Annotated in this window: 13 protein-coding genes and 1 riboswitch; of the genes, 11 read left to right on the top strand and 2 right to left on the bottom strand. The window is 74.1% G+C overall.

The annotated features are described in order from the left end of the window. Window positions 1-5: 5 nt before the first annotated feature. The 4 genes from rpsD to truA all read left to right on the top strand — a co-directional run bounded on the left by rpsD (window position 6) and on the right by truA (window position 3,271). On the top strand, window positions 6-632 hold the full coding sequence (gene rpsD, locus GA0074704_RS27870) for a 30S ribosomal protein S4 (RefSeq protein WP_088973230.1): 627 nt from the start codon (window positions 6-8) through the stop codon (window positions 630-632). A gap of 98 nt (window positions 633-730) precedes the next feature. Further along, on the top strand, window positions 731-1,753 hold the full coding sequence (locus tag GA0074704_RS27865) for a DNA-directed RNA polymerase subunit alpha (RefSeq protein WP_007073009.1): 1,023 nt from the start codon (window positions 731-733) through the stop codon (window positions 1,751-1,753). Window positions 1,754-1,787: 34 nt separating this feature from the next. Continuing rightward, window positions 1,788-2,363 (top strand): 50S ribosomal protein L17, encoded by a 576-nt coding sequence (gene rplQ, locus GA0074704_RS27860; protein ID WP_088973229.1) that lies wholly within the window; start codon window positions 1,788-1,790, stop codon window positions 2,361-2,363. A 74-nt stretch (window positions 2,364-2,437) separates the two neighbouring features. After that, the gene (truA, locus tag GA0074704_RS27855; protein ID WP_088973228.1) at window positions 2,438-3,271 is read left to right on the top strand and encodes a tRNA pseudouridine(38-40) synthase TruA; all 834 of its coding nucleotides are present in this window, start codon (window positions 2,438-2,440) and stop codon (window positions 3,269-3,271) included. Window positions 3,272-3,334: 63 nt separating this feature from the next. Here truA and GA0074704_RS27850 read toward each other — a convergent pair whose 3' ends face one another. Continuing rightward, on the bottom strand, window positions 3,335-4,510 hold the full coding sequence (locus GA0074704_RS27850) for a hypothetical protein (protein WP_088973227.1): 1,176 nt from the start codon (window positions 4,508-4,510) through the stop codon (window positions 3,335-3,337). Between the two features lie 125 nt (window positions 4,511-4,635). On the opposite strand from GA0074704_RS27850, the gene GA0074704_RS27845 reads away from it, so the two are divergent. From GA0074704_RS27845 to GA0074704_RS27830, 4 genes are all read left to right on the top strand, one after another. Beyond that, complete coding sequence (locus tag GA0074704_RS27845; RefSeq protein ID WP_088973226.1) at window positions 4,636-5,247, top strand: class I SAM-dependent methyltransferase; 612 nt, start codon at window positions 4,636-4,638, stop codon at window positions 5,245-5,247. Window positions 5,248-5,284: 37 nt separating this feature from the next. Then, window positions 5,285-6,961: an ABC-F family ATP-binding cassette domain-containing protein gene (locus tag GA0074704_RS27840; protein WP_088973225.1), complete on the top strand. Its 1,677-nt coding sequence runs from the start codon at window positions 5,285-5,287 to the stop codon at window positions 6,959-6,961. Beyond that, entirely contained in the window at window positions 6,958-7,755 is a 798-nt protein-coding gene (locus GA0074704_RS27835) for a nucleotidyltransferase domain-containing protein (protein WP_088973224.1), read from the top strand. Before GA0074704_RS27840 ends, GA0074704_RS27835 begins: the two co-directional genes overlap by 4 nt. 84 nt (window positions 7,756-7,839) lie before the next feature. Further along, a complete protein-coding gene (locus tag GA0074704_RS27830; RefSeq protein ID WP_088973223.1) occupies window positions 7,840-8,784 on the top strand; it encodes an aldo/keto reductase in 945 nt (314 codons plus the stop codon). 389 nt (window positions 8,785-9,173) lie between these two features. Here GA0074704_RS27830 and GA0074704_RS27825 read toward each other — a convergent pair whose 3' ends face one another. Continuing rightward, window positions 9,174-10,088 carry an endonuclease domain-containing protein gene (locus GA0074704_RS27825; RefSeq protein ID WP_088973222.1) on the bottom strand — a complete coding sequence of 305 codons (915 nt, stop codon included), beginning with the start codon at window positions 10,086-10,088 and terminating at the stop codon, window positions 9,174-9,176. 122 nt (window positions 10,089-10,210) lie between these two features. Beyond that, window positions 10,211-10,319: riboswitch (TPP riboswitch) on the top strand. Between GA0074704_RS27825 and thiE the strand changes: the two genes are divergently transcribed. The 3 genes from thiE (at window position 10,314) to thiS (ending at window position 12,318) form a co-directional block, all read left to right on the top strand. Beyond that, on the top strand, window positions 10,314-10,940 hold the full coding sequence (gene thiE / locus GA0074704_RS27820) for a thiamine phosphate synthase (RefSeq protein ID WP_088973221.1): 627 nt from the start codon (window positions 10,314-10,316) through the stop codon (window positions 10,938-10,940). It overlaps the preceding riboswitch by 6 nt. Beyond that, window positions 10,934-12,127 carry a glycine oxidase ThiO gene (gene thiO, locus GA0074704_RS27815; RefSeq protein WP_231926701.1) on the top strand — a complete coding sequence of 398 codons (1,194 nt, stop codon included), beginning with the start codon at window positions 10,934-10,936 and terminating at the stop codon, window positions 12,125-12,127. Before thiE ends, thiO begins: the two co-directional genes overlap by 7 nt. After that, on the top strand, window positions 12,118-12,318 hold the full coding sequence (gene thiS / locus GA0074704_RS27810) for a sulfur carrier protein ThiS (RefSeq protein WP_088973220.1): 201 nt from the start codon (window positions 12,118-12,120) through the stop codon (window positions 12,316-12,318). The genes thiO and thiS overlap by 10 nt, the downstream gene beginning before the upstream one ends. Window positions 12,319-12,322: the final 4 nt, after the last annotated feature.

Here is a 12,322-nt window from a genome sequence, read left to right as displayed (position 1 = left end):
GAGAGATGGCTCGTTACACCGGTGCTGACTGCCGCCGTTGCCGGCGGGAGAAGATGAAGCTGTTCCTCAAGGGCAGCAAGTGCGATGGTCCGAAGTGCCCGTTCGAGTCCCGGCCGTTCCCGCCCGGGCAGCACGGCCGCGGCCGCACCAAGGAGACGGAGTACCTGCTCCAGCTCCGTGAGAAGCAGAAGGCCCGTCGTGTCTACGGCGTGCTGGAGAAGCAGTTCCGCGGCTACTACGAAGAGGCCGTCGGCAAGAAGGCCAAGACCGGTGAGGTTCTGCTCCAGATCCTCGAGTCGCGGCTGGACAACGTGGTCTACCGGGCCGGCTACGCCCAGTCCCGGGACATGGCCCGCCAGCTGGTCAAGCACGGCCACTTCACCGTGAACGGCAAGAAGGTCGACATCCCGTCGTTCCGGGTGAAGGAGCACGACATCATCGAGGTCCGGGGCAAGAGCAAGGAGCTCACCCCGTTCATCGTCGCGCAGGCCCAGGCCGGCTCGAAGACCGTCCCGGCGTGGCTCGAGGCGATCCCCAGCCAGATGAAGGTTCTCGTGCACTCGCTCCCGGCCCGCCAGGTGATCGACACCCAGGTCCAGGAGCAGCTGATCGTCGAGCTCTACTCCAAGTAAGGGCTCGTTGCGGTGGCCCGCCCTCACCGGGGCGGGCCACCGGAACAGTTTGTGTGGTGGGCGTCAAATAGCGGGCGCCCCGGAAGAGAAGAGAAGAAATGCTCATCAGCCAGCGACCGTCTCTCTCCGAAGAGTCGATCAACGAGACCCGCTCCCGGTTCACCATCGAGCCGCTGGAGCCGGGCTTCGGCTACACCCTCGGCAACTCGCTGCGGCGCACGCTGCTGTCGTCCATCCCGGGCGCGGCGGTCACCTCGATCAAGATCGACGGTGTGCTGCACGAGTTCACCACGATCCCCGGGGTCAAGGAGGACGTGGTCGAGCTCGTCATGAACATCAAGGAGCTGTGCGTCAGCTCCGAGCACGACGAGCCGGTCAGCATGTACCTGCGCAAGCAGGGCCCGGGCGACGTGACCGCCGGTGACATCCAGCCTCCGGCCGGTGTCTCGGTGCACAACCCGGACCTGAAGCTCGCCACCCTCAACGGCAAGGGCCGGCTCGACATGGAGCTGACCGTCGAGCGGGGTCGTGGCTACGTCACGGCGGCGCAGAACAAGCAGGCGGGTGCCGAGATCGGCCGGATCCCGGTCGACTCGATCTACTCGCCGGTGCTGAAGGTGACCTACCGGGTCGAGGCGACTCGTGTCGAGCAGCGTACCGACTTCGACCGGCTGATCATCGACGTCGAGACCAAGCCGTCGATGGGCCCGCGTACCGCGCTGGCCTCCGCCGGTTCGACGCTGGTGGAGCTCTTCGGGCTGGCCCGGGAGCTGGACGAGACCGCCGAGGGCATCGACATCGGGCCGTCCCCGCAGGACGCCCAGCTCGCGGCGGACCTGGCCCTGCCGATCGAGGAGCTGGACCTCACCGTCCGCTCCTACAACTGCCTCAAGCGCGAGGGCATCAACTCCGTTGGTGAGCTCATCGGGCGTACCGAGGCCGACCTCCTCGACATCCGGAACTTCGGGCAGAAGTCGATCGACGAGGTCAAGATGAAGCTCGCCGGGATGGGTCTGGGTCTGAAGGACTCGGCTCCGAACTTCGACCCGGCGCACGTCGTGGACGCCTTCGGTGAGGCCGACTACGACACCGACGACTACCGCGAGACCGAGCAGCTCTAACCCCGGCTGCCGCCACATCTGAGGAGCACCAACAATGCCCACGCCCACCAAGGGCCCCCGCCTCGGCGGCAGCCCCGCGCACGAGCGGCTCATGCTGGCCAACCTGGCCACTGCGCTGTTCCAGCACGGCAAGATCCAGACCACCGAGACGAAGGCCCGGCGGCTGCGTCCGCTGGCCGAGCAGCTCATCACCAAGGCCAAGCGCGGCGACCTCGCGTCCCGCCGGCGGGTGGCGGGCGTCGTCAAGGACAAGGACGTGGTCTACGCCCTGTTCGACCAGATCGCGCCCCGGTACGCCAACCGCAACGGTGGCTACACCCGGATCGTGAAGACCGGCCCGCGCAAGGGTGACGCCGCTCCGATGGCGGTCATCGAGCTGGTGGAGGAGCTTCAGGTCGCCGAGCCCAAGGCGAACAAGAAGACCGCCGCCCGCAAGGCCGCGCAGCAGGACAAGGTCGAGGCCCTGGCCCCGGCCGAGGAGACCCCGAAGTCGACCCCGGCCGACGCCGAGACCGACCAGGACTCCGAGGCTCCGGTCTCCGCCTCCGGTGACACCGCCGCCGCCCGCGAGGACAGCGACGAGGCCACCGAGAACGAGAACAAGGCCTGAGCGCAGGCAGCAGCATCGTCGGGCCCGGCATCCCCCACGGGGTGCCGGGCCCGACGCATGACAGGGGGTACGAGGTGGACGAGCGGATCCGGCTGCGGCTGGACGTCTCCTACGACGGCACGGACTTCTCCGGCTGGGCGGTCCAGCCGAACCGGCGCACCGTGGCCGGGGCGCTCGTCGAGGCGCTGGACCTGGTGCTCGGCGCCGGTACGGCGACCGGGCTGACCGTCGCCGGCCGGACCGACGCGGGGGTGCACGCCACCGGCCAGGTCTGCCACCTCGACCTGCCCGCCGACGTCTGGCGGGAGCACGACGGGCTGCTGCTGCGCCGGCTGGGCCGGCTGCTCCCCGGCGACGTGCGGGTACGCGCGATGACCGAGGTCCCGGGCGACTTCGACGCCCGCTTCTCGGCGACCTTCCGCCGCTACGAGTACCGGGTGACCGACGCGCCGTGGGGCGCCGAGCCGCTGCGCCGCCGGGACACCCTGGCCTGGCCGAAGCCGCTGGACCTGGGCGCGTTGAACGCCGCGGCGGCCGGCCTGGTGGGGGAGCACGACTTCGCCGCGTACTGCCGGCGCAAGGAGAACGCCACCACGGTGCGCGAGGTGACCCGGCTGGACTGGCGCCGGGACCCGGACGGCATCCTGGTCGCCACCGTGCAGGCCGACGCGTTCTGCCAGAACATGGTGCGCAGCCTGGTCGGGGCGATGCTGGTGGCCGGGGACGGTCGCCGGCCGGTCCAGTGGCCGGGTAGCCTGCTCAGCCGCCGCGAGCGGTCCAGTGAGGTGACGGTCGCGCCGGCGCACGGGCTGGCCCTGGTCGAGGTGGGCTATCCCACCGACCCGGCCGGGTACGCGGACCGCGCCGAGGTCACCCGCCGGCTCCGGGTGCCGGTCACCGAGGGCTGATTCGCCGGCACGGGACGCCCCGGCAGGGCGGGCGCCGCGTGGGCTTCCGTCGGCGGTACCGGGTCAGTTGCCGCCGTCGGTGCCGTCGGAGGAGCCGCCGTTCGACGAGCCGCCGTCGGGCTCCGTGCCGCGCTGGGTGTCCGTCGTCGCCGAGGGCTCGTCGGTCGGCTGGCTCGCCGTTCCGCCGGCCGCCCGGCGCTCCAGCACGCCCTGGTTGAGGTACAGCTCGATCATGTCGTACAGGATCTCCCGGGCGGTCGGGTCGCCGGTCTTGACCGCCTCGCCGTCGGCCCTGGTGACCAGGCAGTAGGCGATGTAGTGGCCGCGTACCTGCCAGCCGACCCGGGCGGCGGCCCGGGCGACCGCCTCGGTGCCCTCGCCGGCCACCAGGCCGCGGAACCGGCCCTGCCGGTCGTCGAGCATGGGCCGGATCCGGTCCCGGGTCCGCTCGGCGCTGACCCGGTCGGTCAGGTTGAACAGCCCGGCGGTGAGCAGGTGGTCGCCGTCCGGGGAGCGAAGCGTCGCGCGGACCACCTGGTTGCAGCCGAGCCGGACCAGCAGGTCGGCGACCTCACCGGTGGCGGCCACCGCACAGCCGGTGCTGGCCTGCGCCTTCAGCACGCGGTACGCCGGGCGGCCGTCTGCGACGACGAGGGCCTTGCCGGGGAAGACCTCCTTGACGGTCAGTGGCGTCTGGTCGGTGTCCCGGGAGTCGAGGTCCTGGCGGTTGTCGGGGCTGGTGGTGGGCGATGGCAGCGCGGCCGGTTGGTTCGTCCGGGTGGGCTCCGGGTCGGTGGTGCGGCCGGCGAGCAGCGCCGCGGCGCCGAGACCGCAGAGCGCGAGCAGCACCAGCACCGCGGCGCCCCCGACCAGCGCCTGCCACAGCCGACCGCCGCCGCGGGTGTCGGCCGCCCGGCGGGACCGGGGCAGGTCCAGTGGCTCGGTGGTGGCGTAGCCGTGGACGCGGGGCGGATCCACCGGCTCGGCGACGTACGCGTGGACGTGGTGCGGCGGTGGGGGCGAGGAGACCGGGGCCGGCAGCGCGGCCCGGCCGGTCGGCGGCTGCGCCGACGCGGACTGCGGGAGGGCGAGCCGGTCGGCCCGGGGCAACGAGGGCGTCGGGAAGCGGGACGGCGAGGGGCCGGCGGCCGGGGGGCGACCCGCCACGGGCCCGGCCGGTTCGCCGTCGGGCAGTGGGTACTCGTAGGCGTCCTCGTCGGACTCGTGCCGATACACCATGGAGGACAGCGTAGGGTCCATTGTCCCTTTAGAGGGTAATATCCGGAAATTGCCGTGCGAGTCCTTCCGGAGCGTACGCCCGTACCGTCCGGGAAGCGTCGCACCGGCGGTGCGACAATGCGGACGTGACCGGGGACCACTACTTCAGCACCGCACCCTCGACCGCCGGTAAACCCCGCGAGGTCGAGTTCTCCGTCGCCGGGCGCGACTACACGCTGCACTCCGCCGGCGGTGTCTTCTCCGCCGACCGGTTGGACGCCGGCACCGCGGTGCTGCTGCGCAAGGCGGAGCTGCCCGACCCGGACACCACCGGCGCCCTGCTCGACCTCGGCTGCGGCTTCGGACCGATCAGCTGCGTGCTGGCCAGCACCGCCCCCGCCGCGACCGTCTGGGCGGTCGACGTCAACGAACGGGCCCGGGCACTGACCGCCGCGAACGCCGAACGGGTCGGCGCCGCCGGACGGATCCGGGCCGTTGCCCCCGACGACGTACCGGCGAACGTCACGTTCGCCCAACTCTGGTCCAACCCGCCGATCCGGATCGGCAAGGCGGAACTGCACGAACTGCTGCGCCGCTGGCTGCCCCGGCTCGCGCCGGACGGCGTCGGCTGGCTGGTCGTCGCCAAGCACCTCGGCGGGGACTCGTTGCAGCGCTGGCTCGTCGACGAGCAGGGCTGGCAGGTCGAGCGGACGGCCAGCCAGAAGGGCTACCGGGTGCTGCGCGTCACCCGTAATTGAATGTCCCTCCCACCGGCGGTTGGGGCACGATGCCGGCGTGGGATACGTGGACGTGGCAGGGGTCGGGCACATCCTGCCCGACGGCCGGGAACTGCTCAGCGACGTGTCGTTCCGGGTCGGTGAAGGCGCCAAGGTCGCCCTGGTCGGCCCGAACGGCGCCGGAAAGACGACCCTGCTGCGGATGGTCGCTGGCGACCTGCCGGTGACCACCGGCGCCATCGCCCGCTCTGGCGGCCTCGGCGTGATGCGGCAGTTCATCGGCATGATCGGCGACGAGTCAACCCTCGCCGACCTGGCCCTGTCGCTGGCCCCACCGGTGCTGCGCGACGCCGGCCGCCGGCTGGCCGACACCGAGACGGCCATGCGGGCGGCCGAGACCCGCGGCAAGTACAGCACCGCCGCAGGCAAGGCCCAACTGGCGTACGCGGACGCGCTCGCCGCCTGGGGCGAGGCCGGCGGGTACGACGCCGAGGTGCTCTTCGACACCGTCACCACCATCGTGCTCGACCTGCCCTGGGACGCCGTCCGGGACCGGCCGGTGCGGACCCTCTCCGGCGGCCAGCAGAAGCGGTTCGCGCTGGAACTGCTGCTCCGCGGCCCCGACGAGGTGCTCCTCCTCGACGAGCCGGACAACTTCCTCGACGTGCCCGGCAAGCGCTGGCTGGAGGCGCGGCTGCGCGAGTCCGCCAAGTCGGTGCTCTACGTCTCGCACGACCGGGAACTGCTGGCGCGTACCGCCGACCGGGTGGTCGCCGTCGAGGGCGGCAGCGCCTGGGTGCACCCGGCCGGCTTCGCCAGTTGGCACTCCGCACGGGTGGCCCGGCACGCCCGCCTCGACGAGCTGCGCAAACGGTGGGACGAGGAACACCAGAAGCTGCGCGAGCTGATGCTGATGTACAAGCAGAAGGCCGCGTACAACGACGGGATGGCGTCGCGCTACCAGGCGGCGCAGACCCGGCTGCGCAAGTTCGAGGAGGCCGGGCCGCCGCCCGTACCCCCAAAGGACCAGGACATCCGGATGCGGCTGACCGGCGGGCGGACCGGAAAGCGCGCGGTGATCGCCGAGCAGCTGGAGCTCGACGGCCTCACCTACCCCTTCGACCTGGAGCTCTGGTACGGCGACCGGCTCGCCGTGCTCGGCGCCAACGGCACCGGCAAGTCGCACTTCCTGCGGCTGCTGGCCCGCGGCGGCACCGACCCCGACCCGGCCCACACCCCGGTCGGCGCCACCGCGCTGGCCCCGGTCGCCCACGACGGGGTGGTACGCCTCGGCGCCCGGGTCCGCCCCGGCCACTTCTCGCAGACCCACGACCGGCCGGAGCTGATGGAGAAGTCGCTGGTCGACATCCTCTGGCGCGGTGACGAGCACCGGACCGGGATGGACCGGCACGCGGCGATGGCGGCGCTCGGCCGGTACGAACTGGCCGGCCAGGGCGACCAGCGGTTCGGCAGCCTCTCCGGCGGCCAGCAGGCCCGCTTCCTGGTGCTGCTGCTGGAGCTGTCCGGGGCGACCCTGCTGCTGCTCGACGAGCCCACCGACAATCTGGACCTGGCCTCCGCCGAGGCCCTGGAGGCCGGGCTCGCCGCGTTCGCCGGCACGGTGGTCGCGGTCACCCACGACCGCTGGTTCACCCGGACCTTCGACCGGTTCGTGCTGTTCCGCGGCGACGGGGACGTGGTGGAGACCCCCGAACCGGTCTGGGACGTGGCGTGATCTCCGCCGAGCTGGCTGCGCGGATCTGCGCGGTGGACGGCGTGGTGGCGGTCGCGCTCGGCGGCAGCCGGGCCCGCGGCGACCACCGCCCCGACTCGGACTGGGACCTCGGCCTCTACTACCGAGGGCCGCTCGACGTGGCCGGCCTGCGCGCCGTCGCGGCCACCGTCGCCGACGACGCGGTGGAGCTCACCGAGCCCGGTGGCTGGGGCCCGTGGGTCGACGGCGGCGGATGGCTGCGGGTCGGCGGAGTCGCCGTCGACTGGATCTACCGCGACCTCGACCGGGTACGCCGGACCTGGGCCGACTGCCGCGCCGGCCGCTACGAGGTGGGCGTGCAGCCGGGCCACCCGCTCGGCTTCTACTCCCACGCGTACGCCGGGGAAGTGGCGCTGTGCCGGGTGCTCGCCGACCCCACCGGCGAGCTGACCGCGCTGCGCGCCGAGACGGCGACGTACCCGCCGGCGCTGGCCGAGGCGCTGCGGGGCGGCGGCTGGGAGGCCGGGTTCCTGGTCGACAACGCCGCCAAGGCGGCCTCCGCCGGGGACAGCGGGTACGTGGCGGGTTGCCTGTTCCGGGCGGTCGGCGTGCTGGTCCAGGCGCTGCACGGGCAGGCCGGACGCTGGCTGGTCAACGAGAAGGGCATGATCGCCTCCGCCGGCTGGTTGCCCGGCACGCCACCGGACTTCGCCTCCCGCGCGCAGGCGCTGCTCGGCGCGGTGGGGCGTACCCCGGAGGAGCAGGCGGCGACCGTGGACGCCGCGCGGCGGCTGGTCGCCGACGTGCTGGCCTGAGCCGCCTCCGTTCCGGTGCCCGGCCCCGTCGGCGTGCCCGGGCTGGCTGGTCGGGGCCGGCATAGGGTGGGACGCGTGACTGAGATGACCTACCGCCGGCTGGGCGACTCCGGGCTCGTGGTGTCCGTGGTCGGCATCGGCTGCAACAACTTCGGCCGCAAGCTCGACCTCGACGGCACCCGGGCGGTGGTCGACGCCGCCGTTGACGCCGGCATCACCCTCTTCGACACCGCCGACATCTACGGCGAGCCGCAGGGCGGCTCCGAGGAGCTGCTCGGCCAGGCGCTCAAGGGCCGCCGGGACGACGTCGTGCTCGCCACCAAGTTCGGCATGGACATGCACGGCCTCAACGGGCCCGACTTCAACGCCCGCGGCTCCCGCCGCTACATCACCCGCGCGGTGGAGGCGTCGCTGCGCCGGCTCGGCACCGACCACATCGACCTGTACCAGATGCACGAGCCGGACCCGGGCACCCCGATCGACGAGACCCTCGCCGCGCTGGACGACCTGGTCCACGCCGGCAAGGTCCGCTACCTGGGCAACTCCAACTTCGCCGGCTGGCAGATCGCCGACGCCGACTGGGTCGCCTCCTCCACCGGGCGGTCCCGCTTCGTCAGCGCGCAGAACCACTACTCGCTGCTGGAGCGCTCCGTCGAGGCCGAGGTGATCCCCGCCTGCGAGCGCTTCGGGCTCGGCATGCTGCCGTTCTTCCCACTCGCCAACGGGCTGCTCACCGGCAAGTACCAGCGGAACTCCGCGCCGCCCGCCGGCAGTCGGCTCGCCGGTGGCGGCCGGTACGCCCAGCGCCTCGCCGCCGCCGACTGGGACACCATCGAGGCCATCGAGGCGTACGCGGCCGAGCGGGGGCTCACCATGCTCCAGGTGGCCATCGGCGGGCTCGCCGCCCGGCCCGCGGTGACCTCGGTCATCGCCGGCGCCACCACCCCCGAGCAGGTGCGCGCCAACGCCGAGGCCGGCACCTGGCAGCCCACCGACGACGACCTGGCCGCCCTCGACGCCATCCTCTGACCGCACCCCCCGACGCCCGTCGGCCGCCACCCCGCGCGCCGCCGCCCCGGCGCGCCGTGCCGTGCCGCCGTGCCGTCGTGCCGCGCCGTGCCGTCGCGCCGTCGCGCCGTCGCTCGCGGGCCTGCCGCGCCGTTGCTCGTCGGCGCCACGGGGGAGTGGAACGCCATGGAGGTCTCCGGCTGGTTTTGACCTCCATGGCGTTCCACCGACGCCGGTGGTGGGCGTGCGCGGTGTGGGCGAGTGGCGCGGCGGTGGCCGGGCCGGCGAGGGTGCGGGCGGTCGCGCGCTCGGTGCGGCCGGCGGAGCGTCGGTGGAACACCGTGGGTGGGTCCCGCGTGCTGGCACAGCCATCACGTTCCACCGAGGCGCAGGTCTGCTGCCGGCGCAGGTCAACGGGAGGAGGGGACGGGGCGGCGTTCGCGGAGGGCCTGGGCGACCAGGGCGATCGTGGCGTCCGGGGTGCGGAGCACGTCGTCGGCGGTGAAGCGGAGAACGAGCCAGCCGGCCGCGCGCAGCGCGTTGAGACGGCTCACGTCCTGGCGGAAGTGTGCCCGTTCCCGGTGGTGGTCGCCGTCGTACTCGACCGCCACCCGTAGTGCCGGCCAGGCGAGGTCGACCCGGCCGACGAAGCGCCCCCGCTGGTCGAGGACGTCGTGCTGGGCCACGAGCGGGCCCAGACCGGCCTCGATCAGGAGCAACCGGAGACGGGTCTCCATCGGGGACTCGCTCAGCGGCTCGGCCAGCGCCAGCACCTCCCTGAGCAGGGCCGCGCCCGGCCAGCCGGCATGCGTGTCCGCGAACGAGCGGAGGGCGGGCAGCCTGACCACCCGGCGGTGCAACAGCGCTTCCACGGCGACCAGCGCCTCGACGCGGGGAGCCTGCCGCCCCAGGTCGAAGGCCGTACGCACGGGCGTGGTGACTGGCAGCCCGGCGAACCGGGTGCGGTCGACCTCGGGCAGCACCGAGCGGACGATGTGCAGCCGTGGGTGCGGACGCATCCGGGCCGACCGGGGCAGCAGCACCGTGACGGGGGCATCCCGGCCCAGCAGGTCGGCACCCCAGAGGTATGCCGCGCTGCGTCCACCGACGGCGGCATCGAACGGCAGCCGCAAGGCCACCGCCTCGCACCACATCCGGTGGTCGTCGGGGCGGTAGCCGTCGCGGTGCACGTACACGTCGGGCAGGAGCCGTTGCCATGCCGGGCCCCGCAGCATCGCCCAGCTCAACTGCCCGGCGGCGACGGCGGCGCCGCCGCGGAACGGAAGGTACGCCAGGCGGCGCGGAACCCGGGCGGACGAGGGCATCCGGACAGCATGTCGTGACGACCCGACCACCGTCAGTCCCGATGCTCCACTCGGGACGGTGGATGGGAAAAAGGTCACCCCGGTCTTCCATCGGCGACGGGAGACGTCGTACGGTAGGCCCGCAAGTGACCCACGGGAGCCCGGTGCACCGGGCTGAGAGGGGGGCTGAAGCCCCCGACCGTCGAACCTGATCCGGGTAATGCCGGCGCAGGGAGGAGCGTTGCCGTGCCGTCCCTGGGACGACTGCATCTGATCACCGACACCCGGCCCGGCCGGAACCCGCTCGCGGTGCTCCGCGCCGCCCTGCCGGTCGCCCGCTCCGAGCTGGTCGTCCAGGTCCGGGTCGAGGACTCCGCCACCGACCGGCAGGCGTACGACCTGGCTCGTCGGGCGGTGGCGCTCTGCGCCGCGTACGGGGCGACCTGCCTGGTCAACGACCGGCTGCACGTGGCCCTGGCGGTCGCCGCGGCGGGCGGCCACGTCGGCGCGGACGACCTGCCGGTCGGGGCGGCCCGGCGGGTGCTCGGCTCGGCCGCCGTGCTCGGCGCCACCGCCCGGGAACCGGCCACCGCGGCCGCGGCGGTCGCCGCCGGTGCCAGCTACCTGGGCGTCGGCCCCTGCCATCCGACCAGCACGAAGACCGGGCTGCCCGACCCGATCGGGCCGGCCGGGCTGCGGGCGGTCGCCGAGGCGGTGGCCGTACCGGTGATCGCCATCGGTGGGGTGACCGCGGCGGCGGTGCCGGTGCTGCGGGCCGCCGGCGCGTACGGGGTGGCGGTGGTCGGGGCGGTCTCCGACGCCGCCGATCCGGCCCGGGCCACGGCGGAGCTGCTCGGGGCGTTGACGTGTTGACCACCCGTGGTGCCGACGACAGACCCGACGTGGCGGTGGTGGGGGCGGGGCCGGTGGGGGCGGCGATCGCCTGGCGGTGCGCGCAGCGCGGCCTGCGGGTGGTGGTGCACGATCCGGCGCCGGGCTCGGGGGCGTCGCGGGTGGCGGCGGGGATGCTCGCGCCGGTCGCCGAGGCGTACTTCGGTGAGCACGAGCTGACCGGCCTGCTGACCGCGTCGGCCGCCCGCTGGCCCGACTTCGCCGCCGAGCTGACCGAGGCGGCCGGGATGCCGTTCGGCCACCGGACCGAGGGCACCCTGGTGGTCGGCCTGACCGCCGACGACCTGGCCGAGGCGCGGCGGCTCTGGTCGTACCAGCAGCAGCTGGGCCTGCCGATCACGGCGCTGCGCCCGTCGCAGCTGCGCGACCGCGAGCCGGCGCTGGCCCCCCGGGTGCGCGGCGGCGCGGTCGCCCCCGGCGACCACCAGGTCGACCCGCGCCGGCTGGTCACGGCGCTGCGCGCGGCGGCCGAGCGGGCCGGCGTGCGGTGGTCGCCGGCCGTGGTCGGCGCGCTCGCCGAGGTGGACGCCCGGGTCGTCGTGGTCGCCGCCGGGTGCGGCGCGGCGACGCTGACCGGGCTGCCGGTCCGGCCGGTCAAGGGCCAGGTGCTCCGGCTCCGCGCGCCCGGCCGCGCCGCGCCGGGCTTCCGGCACGTGATCCGCGGGTACGCCGACGGCGAGCCCGTCTACCTGGTGCCCCGCACCGACGGGGAGGTGGTGGTCGGGGCGACCGTCGAGGAACGCGCCGACACCGAGGTGACCGCCGGTGCGGTGCTGCGCCTGCTCCGCGCCGCCGTCGCCCTGGTCCCCGAGCTGGCCGAGTACGACCTGGTCGAGGCGGCGGCCGGGCTGCGCCCCGGCACTCCGGACAACGCGCCGATCCTCGGGCCGCTGCCCGGCCAACCCGGGGTGCTCGCCGCCACCGGCCACCACCGGCACGGCATCGTGCTCACCCCGCTCACCGCCGACCTGATCACCGAGCTGGTCGTCACCGGCGTGGCGGACCCGCTGCTGGCGCCCTTCGCAGCCGACCGCTTCACCGCCGGCCCGGCCGCGCGGCCGGGAGCCAGCCGGGTGGCCGATCCGGCGCGGCCGGGAGACGGCCCCGACGGCACCGGCCCGAGAACGCAGGAGGAGACGTGGAACTGACGGTCAACGGGGCCGGACGCAGCCTGCCCGACGCGTCGACGCTCGCGGACCTGGTCCGCGTGGTCACCGACCAGCGGCGCGGGCTGGCGGTCGCGGTCAACGGCGAGGTGGTGCCCCGGGGCGGCTGGCCGGCGAGGGTGCTGTGCGAGGGCGACCGCGTCGAGGTGCTCAGCGCCGCCCAGGGCGGGTGAACCG

Origin of the sequence: Micromonospora siamensis, from assembly GCF_900090305.1 — a bacterium.
GTDB lineage: Bacteria > Actinomycetota > Actinomycetes > Mycobacteriales > Micromonosporaceae > Micromonospora > Micromonospora siamensis.
This window is presented reverse-complemented; position numbering and strand designations above follow the sequence as displayed.